Source organism: Mycolicibacterium sediminis, from assembly GCF_010731735.1.
Classification (GTDB): Bacteria; Actinomycetota; Actinomycetes; order Mycobacteriales; family Mycobacteriaceae; genus Mycobacterium; species Mycobacterium sediminis.
Genome location: NZ_AP022588.1, coordinates 4,345,033 through 4,359,162, shown reverse-complemented (window position 1 = coordinate 4,359,162; position 14,130 = coordinate 4,345,033). Strand labels below are relative to the sequence as shown.

Genomic DNA, 14,130 nt, shown 5'->3' with positions numbered 1-14,130 from the left:
GCGGGCGGTCACAGCCGCTCCCCCTGCCAGGTCGCGATGCACCCGCCCGCCGCGAGTTCGAGCAGCGTGCCCGCTGCCTCGAACGTCGTTGCCGGATAACGCAATTCGCTGACGCAGGCGCGCGGCGCCCCCAGGGCGTCGTCGGCCACCGAGTCCGTACCGAGTTCCACCCGGTGCCGGAGCAGGGGCCCGCCGTCGACGTCGGCGTGCAGCGCCGCCGACCAGAAGCCGTGCCGTTCGAACGAGCGGCCGATCTGTGCCCGCTCGCGCAGCCGTACCGTCCCGTCCCCCGTGACCGCCAGTCGCGTATGCGTCACGTGCCGCGACCCACCTGCCACGATCGTCGGCTGCGGGTCCACGTCGAGGTCGCCGTGGACCTCGACGTCCCAGGTGGCGTGCGATTCCATGGTCCCGGTGCCGGGCAGCGCCATCGTCGCCGCGGCGCTGCGTATCCGAAGCCGCGCACCGCGCTCCACCACAACCCGGATCGCGATCGTGTCCCCGCCGAGCGGTGTCGCGGCCGCGGAGACGAGGTGCACGGTGTCGGTCTCGGTGCGCCGCGCGGCCAGCCCTCCGGCGCACTCGATGTGCGGTTCGCGACCGGGCCGGGCGACGAGGAGGACGTCGGAGCGCATCTACACCGGCACCCGGAGCTGGGTACGGACCCAATCCAGGACCGGACCCGCCGTCGGGTCCTCGGTCAGCGAGACCAGGACGAATGGGCGGTCGCCGCGGACCTTCCCGGCGTCGCGGCGCATCACGTCGAGGTCGGCGCCGACCATCGGTGCCAGGTCGGTCTTATTGATCACCAGCAGGTCGGAGAAGGTGACGCCGGGCCCGCCCTTGCGGGGCACCTTGTCGCCACCGGCCACGTCGATGACGAAGATCTGCACGTCGATCAAGCCGGACGAGAACGTCGCCGTCAGGTTGTCGCCACCGGACTCGACGAGGATCAGGTCGAGACGTGGGTTGCCCGCGACGAGGTCGTCGATCGCGTCCAAGTTCGCGGTGATGTCGTCGCGGATGGCGGTGTGCGGGCACCCACCCGTCTGCACCGCGGCGATCCGCTCGTCGGGAAGCACCGCGTGCCTGCGCAGGAAGTCGGCGTCCTCGGTGGTGTAGATGTCGTTGGTCAGCACCGCCAGCGACAGCTCGTCGCGCAGCTGACGGCACAGCGCCGCCACGAGCGCGGTCTTGCCCGAACCGACGGGCCCGCCCACGCCGATGCGCAGCGGCTCGCCGGGCAGGCGCTGCCTGCGCGGCCGGTCGACGTGCACGTGTGGTTCACCGTCGATGAGATGTGGTGGCACTGGCCCTCCTTCAGGACACGAACAGGGGACGGTCGCGTTCGACGTGTCGCTCGGCGAGCACGTCCAGCAGCGGGTCGGACAGGTCGGCGAGCTCCTTGGCCGCGGCGGACGCGGTCCGCTCGCACAGCGGCGACAACTCGAACGTCAGGGCGGCCACGTCACCGGGGTCCAGGGCCAGCAGTCGCTGTGCCGCGGTCGCGGAGCCGGTCATCGTCGTGTACGTCAGCGACAGCGCGGTCTGCTCGGGAGGCAGATCGGCCGCGGCGCCGACCGCGCCGGTGGCGACGGCGAGGTGCGGCTTGGCGCCCAACGTCGACCAGTCGTGGTCCGGCCACACCCGTCGCGCCAACCTGGCCAGTCCCCTGCCCTGCGCGCGGGAGGCGGTCCTGGCCGCCGGCGAGGGGGTCCGCGCGTCGGTCTCGGCGTCGGCCTCGGCGACGGCGAGGGTACCGCTGCACACCGCGGCCGCGATCGACGCCGAGACCAGACCGTGGGTGCGGACGCGACGGATCAGGAACGCGCGCAACGTGATCAGGTCGATCACCAGACCGCCGGTGATGGCCTCCTCGACGCCACCCGAGTGCACGTGGCCACCGGTCGGCAGACGTGAGTCCGACAGCACCAGCAGCGTGGCGAGATCGTTCATCAGAACAGGAAGTAGCGCTGCGCCATGGGCAGTTCCACGGCGGGCTCCTCGGCCCACACCTCGCCGTCGACGTGCACGGTGAACGTGTCGGGGTCGACCTCGATGCGGGGTAGTGCGTCGTTGAGCGGCATGTCGGCCTTGCCCACCGCGCGGACGTTCCCGACGGGTACCAGGCGACGGTTCACCGCCAGCCGGTCGGCCAGCCCGTCCTCGATGGCCTGCGGCGCGACGAAGTGCACCGAGGTGGCGGCGGCCGCGGCGGGGCTCGCCCCGAACATCGGCCTCGGCAGCACGGGTTGCGGTGTCGGGATGGACGCGTTGGCGTCGCCCATCGCGGCCCACGCGATCATGCCGCCCTTGATCACCACGTGCGGGCGCACGCCGAAGAACGCCGGCTCCCACAGCACCAGGTCGGCCAGCTTGCCCACCTCGACCGAGCCGATCTCGCGCTCCATGCCGTGCGCGATCGCCGGGCAGATCGTGTACTTGGCGACGTAGCGCCTGGCCCGGTTGTTGTCGGCGCGCCCGTCGCCCTCCAGGGCGCCGCGCCTGCGCTTCATCACGTGCGCGGTCTGCCAGGTCCGCATCACCACCTCGCCGATGCGGCCCATGGCCTGCGCGTCGCTGCCGATCATCGAGATCGCACCCATGTCGTGCAGCAGGTCCTCGGCCGCGATCGTCGACGGCCGGATCCGGCTCTCCGCGAACGCCAAGTCCTCCGGGACCGCGGGATTGAGGTGGTGACAGACCATCAGCATGTCGAGGTGCTCGTCGAGGGTGTTGATGGTGTGCGGACGGGTCGGGTTGGTGGAGCTCGGCAGGACGTTGCCATGCGAGACCACCGTCACGATGTCGGGCGCGTGACCGCCGCCGGCACCCTCGGTGTGATAGGCGTGGATCGCCCGCCCGCCGATGGCCGCGAGGGTGTCCTCGACGAAGCCGGCCTCGTTGAGCGTGTCGCTGTGCAGGTTCACCTGCACGCCCGCGGCCTCGGCCACGGTCAGGCAGGCGTCGATCGCGGCGGGGGTGGTCCCCCAGTCCTCGTGCAGCTTGAATCCCGCTGCGCCGCCGCGCAGTTGCTCCCACATCGAATCGGCCGACACCGTGTTGCCCTTGCCGAGCAGCGCCACGTTGAGTGGCCAGGTGTCGAGCGCCTCCAGCATGCGGGCGAGGTGCCACGATCCGGGGGTGACCGTGGTGGCCTTGCTGCCCTCGGCGGGACCGGTGCCGCCGGCGACGATCGTGGTGATCCCGCCGCCGAGCGCCTCCTCCATGATCTGCGGGCAGATCAGGTGGACGTGGCAGTCGATGGCTCCGGCGGTGAGGATGCGGCCGTTGCCGGAGATGACCTCGGTGGACGGCCCGACGACGAGATCGGGATGCACGCCCGACATCACGTCGGGGTTGCCCGCCTTGCCGATCCCGACGATGCGGCCGTCGCGGATGCCGACGTCGGCCTTGATGATTCCCCAGTGGTCGAGGATGACCGCCCCGGTGATGATCGTGTCGGGGGCGCCGTCGGCGCGAGTGGCGCGCGACTGCCCCATCGATTCCCGCAGCACCTTGCCGCCGCCGAACACGGCCTCGTCGCCCGCCAGACCCGGCCCGCCGCTGCGGTCCTCGGTGATCTCGATCAGCAGGTCGGTGTCGGCGAGGCGGATCCGGTCGCCGGTGGTCGGTCCGAACAGGGCGGCGTAGCGCTCGCGGGTCAGGTCGGTCATCGGCGTCGGTTCTTCGCGCAGGCGGTCATCGGGGGTCCAGCCTTCCCGGTGGGTTCAGTGACAGTCCGTACACCTCGCGGGTACCGCCCAGCGGAACCAGCGAGACCTGTTGCGCCACACCGGGTTCGAAGCGGACCGCGGTGCCCGCCGGGATGTCGAGTCGGTGACCGTGTGCCGCGGCGCGATCGAACTCCAGTGCCGCGTTGGCCTGGGGCAGGTGCACGTGGCTGCCGACCTGGACGGGCCGGTCCCCGGTGTTGACGACGCTCATCTCGATGCGGGCCGCACCCGCGTTCAGGGTGATGTCGCCCTCGCCGAGCAGGATCTCGCCGGGCACGATCGATGGTCGATCCGCACTGGTCATCGCTGCCTCACGGGATCGGGTGGTGGACGGTGACGAGCTTGGTGCCGTCGGGGAAGGTCGCCTCGACCTGAACGTCGTGCAGCATCTCGGGAATGCCGTCCATGACGTCGGCACGGGTCAGCACCCCGCGGCCGCTGACCATCAGCTCGGCCACCGTCCGGCCGTCGCGGGCGCCTTCGAGGACGTGATCGCTGATGAGGGCGACGGCTTCGGGGTGGTTGAGGCGCAGGCCCCGTGCCTGCCGTCGGCGCGCCAGTTCCGCCGCGTACGACAGGAGCAGGCGTTCCTGCTCGTGGGGGCTCAGACGCATAGTGGGCGATCCTGCCACGGCATCGCGCAGTCGGCAGCGCGTCCGGATCGGCAGGCCGCCGGGGCCCGGGTCAGCGCGGCGTGGACGCGGAAGTCACGCCCCCGGGCGGCAAGTCGCGCCAGGACCGCGCGAGGTCAGGCCTCGGGTGCGTCGGCGGGGAGGTTCTGCAGCCGCACCTGGCCGCGGGCGACGAGTCGGCCGTCGGCTCCGGCGATCTCGACCATCCACAGCTGCTGGCGGCGGCCACGGTGGATGGGCGTGGACGTCGCGGTCACGACGCCCGCGGTGATCGCGCGCAGGAAGTCGGTGTTGTTGTTGACGCCGACGACGTTGCGTCCGCCGCCCGCCGACTCCAGCCACACCCCGGCCGAGACGCTCGCGACGCTCTCCACGATGGAGCAGTAGACGCCGCCGTGCACGATGCCGTGCGGCTGGAGGAGCCCGTCGTGGATCAGCAGTTCGGCGCGGACCTGGTCGGGCGTCGCCTCGAGGTACGTCAGGCCGAGCACTTCGCTGAATCCGGAGTCGAAGGCGTTCATGTCCGAAGTCGTCACGACCATGGTTCTACACCGCTTCCCGTCGGTCCGGAAACGTGGGTCGGTCCGGAAATGCGGAAGGGCCCCGCACCGAAGTGCGGGACCCTTCCTTCGAATGGACCGGGGGTCTCTGCAGCCCTCAGGACTCCGGCTCGGTCCGGTGGTTCGGTTCAGTCGACGCCGTGGCGTGCCATGAGCATAGGCAAGGCTGCCCTAATTTTGCAAGACCTTCGTCGACGTGGCCCTGCCGGCACCCCGCACCGGCGCGCCGAACCCGACGAGCGCATCGAGAACCGCCTGCCCGCGGCGCATGCTCGTCAGCTCACTGGAACCGGCGAGCAACGGCACCTGCGTGGACGCACTGACGACGGCGCCGCCGACCAGGTGCCACATCGCGCTGACGGAGATGGCGCCGGCGCTGACGGCATGCAGCGTCTCGAACAGCGGCTCGAGTGCCCGGTGGCTGCGGTGGGCCACCCACGTCGTCAGGGCGGCCTCACTGGGCAGCGCGACGATCCGGTCCTGGGCGGCACGGCGGCGGCGCATCCCCGGCCGGCCGCCGAAGTAGGGATCCTCCGGCAGCGCGCGCAGCGTCGGATCGACGACGCCGACCCAGTCGATGGCGCCCTCGGAGTCCACGTGCACCCAGAGGTTCTCCAGGCCGGTGTCCCACGCGCGGCCCTCGAGCGCCAGCAGTGGGATCACCCGTCCGACCACCACGTGGGCGAGCGTCGCGGCGAGCTGCTGGGTCACTGCGGCACGGCTGTCCGTCTCGGCGGCGGCGGCGTCGAACATCGTCTGGAGACGATCGGTGGTGAGGATCTCCGCCAGCGGCCACCAGCGACGACGGGACAGGTCGCCCATCACGGCGACGCCGTACACGCGCGGACACTCGGGATAGAGGTCCCGCAGTCGTCGGCTGGATTCGTGCAGTGGAAGCGTCCGCCTGATCGACATGCGGGCGATCAGCGGGTCGTCGACCACGACCGTCATGGAGCCTCCTTCAGTTAGGTTAGCCTTACTATAGTGTGGCTCAAGATCGAGGCCACCCCTTGTGACTGGACTCACAACGTCCGGCGAACTGGGTGTTCACCGGCGATCCGATCCGGCGCGACTGCCGTCGCGGCACGAACGCGAACCGGATACGACGCTCGGTAGTAACCCCGTAGTACGCTGAAACGACTGCTCAGGAGAGTGACGGAAGATGGCCAAAGTGACGCGACTCGGGGAACTCGAACGCGAGGTGATGGATCACCTGTGGTCCACCCGCGAACCCCAGACGGTGCGCCAGGTGCACGAGGCGCTCGCGGCGAGGCGCGACCTCGCCTACACCACGATCATGACGGTCCTCCAGCGTCTCGCGAAGAAGAACCTCGTCGTTCAGCACCGCGACGACCGGGCCCACCGCTACGCCCCCACCCACGGCCGAGACGTCCTGGTGGCGGGGCTGATGGTCGACGCGCTGGACCAGGCTGCGGACTCCGGCAGCCGCGAAGCCGCCCTCGTCCACTTCGTCGAGCGGGTGAACGCCGACGAGGCCGCGGCGCTGCGCCGCGCGCTGGCGGAACTGGAGACCAAACACACCGCCGATTCGGCTGGTAATTCGGGCCTTCGCTAGGGAAGACTGGACGTGTGTCCGCGCTGGCCTTCTCCCTCGTGGCGCTGGCCCTCGTAGGCCCGGTGCCCGCACTCCTGGCGCGCGCGACGTGGCCATTGCGTGCACCGAGAGCCGCGATCGTGCTGTGGCAGAGCATCGCGCTGGCCGCGGTCCTGTCCGCGTTCAGCGCCGGCATCGCCATCGCGAGCAGGCTCTTCGTCCCCGGCCCCGACGGCAGGCCGACCGCCACCATCACCAGTGAGATCGCAGCGCTCGGGCTCCCGCTGTGGCTGCTCTACGTGGTCGTGCTGACGCTGACCTTGGTGGTCGGGGCCCGTCTCGTCGTGGCCGTGCTCCAGGTGGCCATCGCCACCCGGCGGCGGCGCGCCCACCACCGGATGATGGTCGACCTGCTCAGTACCTCGCGCTTCGCGGCGCCCGACGTCTGTACCAGGGCCAGCGGGCTGCGCATCCTCGACGTCGAGCAGCCGCTGGCCTACTGCCTGCCCGGAGTGCGCAGCCGCGTCGTCGTCAGCCACGGCACTTTGACCGCGCTGAGCGACGACGAGATCGCCGCGATCCTCAGCCACGAACAGGCCCACCTGCGCGCGCGCCACGATCTGGTGCTCGAGATGTTCACCGCCGTGCACGCCGCGTTCCCCCGCTTCGTCCGCAGTGCGAACGCCCTCGACGCCGTCCGTCTGCTCATCGAGTCACTCGCCGACGACGCCGCGGTGCGCACCTCGGGTCCCCGCCCGCTCGCCCGCGCGCTCGTCGCCTGCGCGGCGGGCCGCACACCCCGGGGTGCCCTCGCCGCAGGAGGCCCCACCACCGTGATCCGCGTGCGTCGGCTCGGCGGGAAGCCCAACAGCGTCGTGCTGGCCGTCGTCGCCTACGTCGCCGCCGCCGGAGTGCTGGTGGTTCCCACCATCGCGGTCGCGGTCCCCTGGCTCAACGAACTGACCCGTCTGTTCGCCGCACTGCCCTGACGCTCGTCCGGGCCGGTACCTTCACAACACCACAACGAAAGGCTGCCCGTGACCAGCTCGGATTCGAAGTCGGACACCACCGCTACAGCACAGATCGGCGTCACGGGGTTGGCGGTGATGGGTTCCAACATCGCGCGCAACTTCGCCCACCACGGCTACACGGTCGCCGTGCACAACCGCACGACCGCCAAGATCGACGCACTGCTCGAGGCACACGGATCCGAAGGAAACTTCGTGCGCGGCAACACCATTCCGGAGTTCCTCGCCACGCTGGAGAAGCCGCGCCGCGTCCTCATCATGGTGAAGGCGGGCGACCCGACCGACGCCGTCATCAACGAACTCGCCGACGCGATGGAGGAGGGCGACATCATCATCGATGGCGGCAACTCCCTGTTCACGGACACGATCCGTCGCGAGAAGGCCATCCGCGAGCGCGGCCTGCACTACGTCGGCGCCGGCATCTCCGGCGGCGAGGAGGGTGCGCTGAACGGGCCGTCGATCATGCCCGGTGGACCCAAGGAGTCCTACGAGTCCCTCGGACCCCTGCTCGAGGAGATCTCCGCCCACGTCGACGGCGTCCCCTGCTGCACCCACATCGGCCCCGACGGGTCCGGCCACTTCGTGAAGATGGTGCACAACGGCATCGAGTACTCCGACATGCAGTTGATCGGCGAGGCCTACCAGCTGCTGCGCGACGGGCTCGGCAAGTCCGCGCCCGAGATCGCCGACGTCTTCCGCGACTGGAACGAAGGCGACCTCGACAGCTACCTCATCGAGATCACCGCCGAGGTGCTCAAGCAGACCGACGCCAAGACCGGCAAGCCGCTGGTCGACGTCATCCTCGACGAGGCGGAGCAGAAGGGCACCGGCCGCTGGACGGTCAAGTCCGCGCTCGACCTCGGCATCCCGGTCACCGGCATCGCCGAGGCGGTGTTCGCCCGCGCGCTGTCCGGATCGGTGACGCAGCGCAAGGCGACCGTCGGTCTCGCGTCCGGCGACCTGGGCGGCAAGCCCACCGATGCCGACCGCTTCGTCGACGACGTCAGCAAGGCGCTGTACGCGTCGAAGATCGTGGCGTACGCCCAGGGCTTCAATCAGATCCAGGCCGGCAGCAAGGAATACGACTGGGGCATCACGCCCGGCGACATGGCGACCATCTGGCGCGGCGGCTGCATCATCCGGGCCAAGTTCCTCAACCGCATCAAGGAAGCCTTCGACGACGAGCCCGAACTCGCGACGCTGCTGGTGGCGCCGTACTTCCGCGAGGCCATCGAGGCGGCGATCGACAGCTGGCGCCGCGTGGTCATCACCGCCACCCAGCTCGGCATCCCGGTGCCCGGCTTCTCGTCGGCGCTGTCCTACTACGACGCGCTGCGCACCGAACGCCTGCCCGCCGCGCTGACCCAGGGTCTGCGCGACTTCTTCGGGGCGCACACCTACGGGCGCATCGACGCCGATCCCGCCGCGCGGTTCCACACGCTGTGGAGTGCCGACCGCACCGAGGTCGAGATCTAGTCCCCCTCGCCAACAGTCGCGAACTCCCCTCGTTCGCGAGAAATCAGGGGAGTTCGCGACTGCTCGCGCCAAGGAGGGGCGCCACGGAAACTAGGCTTGGGTCATGCGCTTCCTCGACGGTCACCACCCGCCGCACGACCTGACCTACAACGACGTGTTCGTCGTGCCCGGCCGGTCGAACGTCACGTCCCGCTTCGACGTGGACCTGTCCACCGTCGACGGCTCGGGCACCACGATCCCGGTCGTCGTCGCGAACATGACCGCCGTGGCCGGCCGTCGGATGGCCGAGACCGTCGCGCGCCGGGGCGGCATCGTCGTCCTGCCGCAGGACCTGCCGATCAGCGCCGTCCAGGAGACGGTCGACTTCGTCAAGAGCCGTGACCTGGTGGCGGACACCCCGGTGCTGCTGTCCCCCGACGACTCGGTGTCCGACGCGGCGGCGCTGATCCACAAGCGCGCGCACGGTGCGGCCGTGGTCGTCGCCGACGGCCTGCCGGTCGGGTTGGTCACCGAGGCGTCCTGCGCCGGGGTCGACCGCTTCGCCCGGGTACGCGACGTCGCGCTGAGCGACTTCGTCACCGTTCCCGTCGGCACCGACCCCCGAGAGGTGTTCGACCGGCTCGAGCACGCGCCGGTCGACGTGGCGGTCGTCACGAAACCGGACGGGACGGTGTCGGGCGTACTCACCCGGACGGGGGCGATCCGGGCCGGCATCTACTCTCCCGCCGTCGACGCCTCGGGCCGGTTGCGGATCGCCGCGGCCGTCGGCATCAACGGTGACGTGGGCGCCAAGGCACGGGCGCTGGCCGAGGCCGGTGCCGACCTCCTCGTCGTCGACACCGCGCACGGACACCAGGAGAAGATGCTCGACGCCATCAAGGTCATCGCCTCCCAGGACCTCGGGCTGCCGCTGGCGGCGGGCAACGTCGTCTCGGCGGAGGGCACCCGTGACCTCATCAGCGCCGGCGCCTCCATCGTGAAGGTCGGCGTGGGCCCCGGCGCGATGTGCACCACCCGGATGATGACCGGCGTCGGCAGGCCGCAGTTCTCCGCGGTTCTCGAATGTTCGCACGCGGCAAGGCAACTCGGCGGCCACGTGTGGGCCGACGGCGGCGTGCGGCATCCGCGTGACGTCGCGCTCGCGCTCGCCGCGGGTGCCTCCAACGTGATGATCGGGTCCTGGTTCGCGGGTACGTACGAGTCCCCGGGTGACCTGCTGACCGACCGCGACGGCCGGCTCTACAAGGAGAGCTACGGCATGGCCTCCAAGCGCGCCGTCGCCGCCAGGACCGCCTCCGACGGCGCGTTCGACCGGGCCCGCAAGGCCCTGTTCGAGGAGGGCATCAGCACCTCGAGGATGAGCCTCGACCCCGCCCGCGGCGGTGTCGAGGACCTGCTCGACCACATCACCTCCGGCGTCCGCAGCACGTGCACCTACGTGGGCGCCGCCACACTTCCCGAGCTGCACGAGATGGTGGTCCTGGGCGTGCAGTCCGCGGCGGGCTTCGCCGAGGGCCATCCGCTGCCGACCGGCTGGTGAGACGGCGAATGCTCGGCCGCTGAACGGGGTACGTCTCGGTTAACATGGTCCGACTCGTCCTCCACGAAAGGGAACACGTGCCACAGGCACCTGCCGAGGCCCCTGGCACTGAACCGGACGCCGGCTGCGAACCGGCGGCCCAGCAGCCCAGCGACGCCGAACCCTCCAGTAGGAGGCCGGGCCACGTGCCCGGCGCCCAAGGGGTGGGTCGCACGTGAGCCTCACCCTCACCCTGCTCAGCATCCTCGCGATCGTCGCGCTGACGCTGGGCACGGCGGTGTTCGTGGCCGCGGAGTTCTCCCTGACCGCGCTGGAACGCAGCACCGTCGACGCCAACGCGAAGACCGGTGGCTGGCGCGACGGCGTCGTGCAGAAGGCGCACAAGTCGCTGTCGTTCCAGCTCTCCGGCGCCCAGCTCGGCATCTCGATGACCACGCTGGCCACCGGCTACCTGGCCGAACCGGTCGTCGCCCGGCTGCTGCGTGGGCCGCTGACGGCGATCAAGGTGCCCGAGGGCATGCTCGACGGCGTAGCCCTCGTCCTGGCGCTCCTGATCGCCACCTCGATCTCCATGGTGTTCGGCGAACTCGTCCCCAAGAACCTCGCCGTCGCCAAACCCGCGCCCACCGCCCGCTGGGCCGCGCCGCCACAGTGGTGGTTCTCCCGACTGCTCACCCCGGCGATCAACGTCACCAACGGCACCGCGAACTGGATTCTGCGTCAGCTGGGTATCGAGCCCGCCGAGGAACTGCGCTCTGCCCGTTCCCCGCAGGAGCTGGTGTCGCTGGTCCGCAACTCCAAGCAGAGCGGATCGCTCGACGCCGGCACCGCCGACCTGGTCGACCGGTCGCTGAAGTTCGGTGAACGCACCGCGGAGGAACTCATGACCCCGCGGCCGAAGATCGAGTCCCTGGCCTCCGACGACACCGTCGCCGACCTGCTGGTCAAGGCGATGGAGACCGGGTACTCGCGCTTCCCCATCATCGAGGGCGACCTCGACGAGACCATCGGCATCGTCCACGTCAAACAGGTGTTCTCGGTGCCGGTCGCCGAGCGGTCCCGGACCCAACTGGCCGCGGTGGCGCTGCCGGTCGCCACAGTGCCGTCCACGCTCGACGGCGACTCGGTGATGACCGAGATCCGCGCGAACGGTCTGCAGACCGCCCTCGTCGTGGACGAGTACGGCGGCACGGCCGGCATGGTGACCGTCGAGGACCTCATCGAGGAGATCGTCGGCGACGTGCGCGACGAGCACGACGACGCGACACCCGACGTCGTCACCATCGAGGACGGCTGGCGGATGTCGGGCCTGCTGCGCATCGACGAGGTGCGTGCAGCGACGTCGTTCCGCCCGTCCGAGGGTGAGTACGAGACGATCGGCGGCCTCGTCCTCGAGGAACTCGGTCACATCCCCGAACCGGGCGAGACGGTCGAACTCACCGAGTTCGATCCGGACGGCCCGCTCGACGATCCGATCGTCTGGCAGGCCAAGGTCATCCAGATGGAGGGCCGCCGCATCGACCTGCTTGAACTGACCGAACTCGGCCGTCGCAGCGACCTCGCCCAGGACGAGGACGAGGACGGGAACGACGACGACGCGGACGGGGGTGGCCGGTCGTGACCACCGACCTGCTCGGCGTGCTGCTGACCGCCGTACTGCTGGGCCTCAACGCCTTCTTCGTGGGCTCGGAGTTCGCGCTGATCTCCGCGCGGCGCGACCGTCTCGAGGCGTTGGCCGAACAGGGCAAGAAGAGTGCGGTCACCGTGATCCGCGCGGGCGAGAACCTATCCCTGATGCTCGCCGGCGCACAGCTGGGCATCACGATCTGTTCCATCCTGCTGGGTCGCGTCGGTGAACCGGCCGTGGCGCATCTGCTGGAGAAGCCGTTCAGTGCCGTCGGGATCCCCGACTCCGTGCTGCACACCGTGGCGTTCCTCATCGCACTCGGCGTCGTGGTGACGCTGCACGTCCTGCTCGGCGAGATGGTGCCGAAGAACATCGCCATCGCCGGACCCGAGTCGACGGCCATGCTGCTGATCCCGGTCTACCTGGTCTACATGCGGCTGGCGAAGCCGTTCATCGCCTTCTACAACTGGTGTGCCAACAGCACGTTGCGTGCGCTCGGAGTGGAACCCAAGGACGAGCTCGACGTCACGGTGTCGACGGTCGAACTGTCCGAGATGATCGCCGAATCGCTGTCCGAGGGGCTGCTCGACCCCGAGGAGCACACCCGCCTCACCCGCGCCCTGCAGATCCGCAACCGAGTCGTGCGCGACGTCGCGATCCCCCTGGCCGACATCCGCGCGGTTCCGGTGTCCGCGCCGGGCGCGGGCCCCACGGTCGCCGCGATCGAGCGCGCGCTCGCCGACACCGGCTACTCCCGGTTCCCGGTGACCGAGGCCGACGGCGCCTTCATCGGCTACGTGCACATCAAGGACGTGCTGTCGCTGATCAACGACCCGGAGGCGGTCGTCGAGCCGGCCATGGTCCGCGCGCTGCCCACGGTGTCCGCGTCGCTTCCGCTGGCCGTCGCGCTCTCCCGGCTCCGCCGCGACAACAGCCACCTCGCGCTGGTGACGACCGACGACGAGGTGACGGCGATGGTCGCCCTGGAGGACCTGGTGGAGGACCTCGTGGGGACGGTCCGCGACGGAACGCACCGTGTCTGACGTCCTCGCCCGCGAGGTCACCGTCCTGGCCGAACCGGACTGGACCGCCCGCCAGGAGCGGCACGAGGTGCGGGCCGACCGCTTCGTCGGGCCGCACCGGGAACGGGCCGCCCGTGGCGTTCCCCACCCCGTGTGGGACTTCCTGTTCACCTACTACAGCCTGCGACCGCGCCAGGTGCGCCGGTGGCATCCCGGGTTCGGCACCCACCTCGACGGCCCGTCGGCGGCGTCGTTCCTGCGCCGCGGCGGGTACGTGCGCAGCGCGGCCGGGGTCGGGGTGTCCATCGAGTACGTCCGCTCGCGGATCGACGCGATCGCGTTCATCGGCGAGCTGCTGCGCGCCACGGCCGCACGACCGGCCCGGTTGAACTGCTTCGGCCTCCACGAGTGGGCCATGGTCTATCGCGCGCCCGAGGTCCGGCACGGTCGGGTACCGCTGCGGCTCGGTGCCGCGGACACCGATGCGGTCGTCGAGTCGGTGCCGTTGCGCTGCACGCACTTCGACGCGTTCCGGTTCTTCACCGACGCTGCGGCACCCAGGAACGCGCTGCCGCTGAGCCGTGCCGACCAGGTCGCCACCGAGCAGCCGGGTTGCATCCACGCCTCGATGGACCTGTACAAGTGGGCCTACAAGCTGGGGCCGCTGGTGGACGCGGCGCTGGTACTCGACTGCCTCGAGGTGGCCGCGAACGCCCGTGAGGTCGACATGCGGGCCAGCCCCTACGACCTGACCGACTATGGTTTCGACCCGATCGCCGTCGAGACGCCCGCGGGCCGGGCCGAGTACGTCCGGGCCCAACAGGACGTCGCCGACCGCGCGGAGCCGCTGCGCGCCGCGCTCGCAGACGCGTGTGACCTGCTGCTGCGGGCCGCGCACGGCGGTTAGCTGCGATTACCCACGGGTAAGCTTGATCGACGCTTCAGGAGGAGAG

General features: G+C 70.4%; 15 protein-coding genes. 7 read left to right on the top strand and 8 right to left on the bottom strand.

The genetic code is table 11. The features are described 5' to 3' along the window. Nucleotides 1–8: 8 nt before the first annotated feature. The 8 genes from G6N64_RS20820 to G6N64_RS20785 all read right to left on the bottom strand — a co-directional run bounded on the left by G6N64_RS20820 (nt 9) and on the right by G6N64_RS20785 (nt 5,880). The gene (locus G6N64_RS20820; RefSeq protein WP_163799360.1) at nt 9–635 is read right to left on the bottom strand and encodes an urease accessory protein UreD; all 627 of its coding nucleotides are present in this window, start codon (nt 633–635) and stop codon (nt 9–11) included. Beyond that, a complete protein-coding gene (gene ureG, locus G6N64_RS20815; RefSeq protein WP_163799358.1) occupies nt 636–1,310 on the bottom strand; it encodes an urease accessory protein UreG in 675 nt (224 codons plus the stop codon). A gap of 10 nt (nt 1,311–1,320) precedes the next feature. After that, entirely contained in the window at nt 1,321–1,956 is a 636-nt protein-coding gene (locus G6N64_RS20810) for an urease accessory protein UreF (protein ID WP_163799356.1), read from the bottom strand. Next, a complete protein-coding gene (locus G6N64_RS20805) occupies nt 1,956–3,677 on the bottom strand; it encodes an urease subunit alpha (protein ID WP_163799354.1) in 1,722 nt (573 codons plus the stop codon). Before G6N64_RS20805 ends, G6N64_RS20810 begins: the two co-directional genes overlap by 1 nt. 25 nt (nt 3,678–3,702) lie before the next feature. After that, complete coding sequence (locus G6N64_RS20800) at nt 3,703–4,017, bottom strand: urease subunit beta (protein WP_163801979.1); 315 nt, start codon at nt 4,015–4,017, stop codon at nt 3,703–3,705. A 31-nt stretch (nt 4,018–4,048) separates the two neighbouring features. After that, entirely contained in the window at nt 4,049–4,351 is a 303-nt protein-coding gene (locus tag G6N64_RS20795) for an urease subunit gamma (RefSeq protein WP_163799352.1), read from the bottom strand. A gap of 134 nt (nt 4,352–4,485) precedes the next feature. Then, nucleotides 4,486–4,890: a PaaI family thioesterase gene (locus G6N64_RS20790; RefSeq protein ID WP_163801978.1), complete on the bottom strand. Its 405-nt coding sequence runs from the start codon at nt 4,888–4,890 to the stop codon at nt 4,486–4,488. 210 nt (nt 4,891–5,100) lie between these two features. Further along, nucleotides 5,101–5,880, bottom strand: coding sequence for an iron reductase (locus tag G6N64_RS20785; protein WP_163799350.1), 780 nt, complete (start codon nt 5,878–5,880; stop codon nt 5,101–5,103). A 211-nt stretch (nt 5,881–6,091) separates the two neighbouring features. On the opposite strand from G6N64_RS20785, the gene G6N64_RS20780 reads away from it, so the two are divergent. The 7 genes from G6N64_RS20780 to G6N64_RS20750 all read left to right on the top strand — a co-directional run bounded on the left by G6N64_RS20780 (nt 6,092) and on the right by G6N64_RS20750 (nt 14,084). Continuing rightward, nucleotides 6,092–6,505, top strand: coding sequence for a BlaI/MecI/CopY family transcriptional regulator (locus G6N64_RS20780; protein ID WP_163799349.1), 414 nt, complete (start codon nt 6,092–6,094; stop codon nt 6,503–6,505). 14 nt (nt 6,506–6,519) lie between these two features. Continuing rightward, nucleotides 6,520–7,473, top strand: a complete 954-nt coding sequence (locus G6N64_RS20775; RefSeq protein ID WP_163799347.1) for a M56 family metallopeptidase — start codon at nt 6,520–6,522, stop codon at nt 7,471–7,473. Nucleotides 7,474–7,521: 48 nt separating this feature from the next. Continuing rightward, nucleotides 7,522–8,988, top strand: coding sequence for an NADP-dependent phosphogluconate dehydrogenase (gene gndA, locus G6N64_RS20770; protein WP_163799345.1), 1,467 nt, complete (start codon nt 7,522–7,524; stop codon nt 8,986–8,988). Between the two features lie 103 nt (nt 8,989–9,091). Further along, a complete protein-coding gene (locus G6N64_RS20765) occupies nt 9,092–10,528 on the top strand; it encodes a GuaB1 family IMP dehydrogenase-related protein (protein ID WP_163799342.1) in 1,437 nt (478 codons plus the stop codon). Between the two features lie 214 nt (nt 10,529–10,742). Then, nucleotides 10,743–12,149: a hemolysin family protein gene (locus tag G6N64_RS20760; RefSeq protein WP_163799339.1), complete on the top strand. Its 1,407-nt coding sequence runs from the start codon at nt 10,743–10,745 to the stop codon at nt 12,147–12,149. Further along, on the top strand, nt 12,146–13,198 hold the full coding sequence (locus tag G6N64_RS20755; protein ID WP_163799337.1) for a hemolysin family protein: 1,053 nt from the start codon (nt 12,146–12,148) through the stop codon (nt 13,196–13,198). The genes G6N64_RS20760 and G6N64_RS20755 overlap by 4 nt, the downstream gene beginning before the upstream one ends. After that, nucleotides 13,191–14,084 carry a 3-methyladenine DNA glycosylase gene (locus tag G6N64_RS20750; protein ID WP_163799335.1) on the top strand — a complete coding sequence of 298 codons (894 nt, stop codon included), beginning with the start codon at nt 13,191–13,193 and terminating at the stop codon, nt 14,082–14,084. Before G6N64_RS20755 ends, G6N64_RS20750 begins: the two co-directional genes overlap by 8 nt. Nucleotides 14,085–14,130: the final 46 nt, after the last annotated feature.

Bases quoted from the DNA above. Each gene is read 5' to 3' on its own strand.
- G6N64_RS20810 (WP_163799356.1), bottom strand. From the start codon at position 1,956: ATGAACGATCTCGCCACGCTGCTGGTGCTGTCGGACTCACGTCTGCCG.
- G6N64_RS20790 (WP_163801978.1), bottom strand. From the start codon at position 4,890: ATGAACGCCTTCGACTCCGGATTCAGCGAAGTGCTCGGCCTGACGTAC.
- G6N64_RS20795 (WP_163799352.1), bottom strand. From the start codon at position 4,351: ATGCGTCTGAGCCCCCACGAGCAGGAACGCCTGCTCCTGTCGTACGCG.
- G6N64_RS20780 (WP_163799349.1), top strand. From the start codon at position 6,092: ATGGCCAAAGTGACGCGACTCGGGGAACTCGAACGCGAGGTGATGGAT.
- G6N64_RS20805 (WP_163799354.1), bottom strand. From the start codon at position 3,677: ATGACCGACCTGACCCGCGAGCGCTACGCCGCCCTGTTCGGACCGACC.
- G6N64_RS20820 (WP_163799360.1), bottom strand. From the start codon at position 635: ATGCGCTCCGACGTCCTCCTCGTCGCCCGGCCCGGTCGCGAACCGCAC.
- G6N64_RS20765 (WP_163799342.1), top strand. From the start codon at position 9,092: ATGCGCTTCCTCGACGGTCACCACCCGCCGCACGACCTGACCTACAAC.
- G6N64_RS20785 (WP_163799350.1), bottom strand. From the start codon at position 5,880: ATGACGGTCGTGGTCGACGACCCGCTGATCGCCCGCATGTCGATCAGG.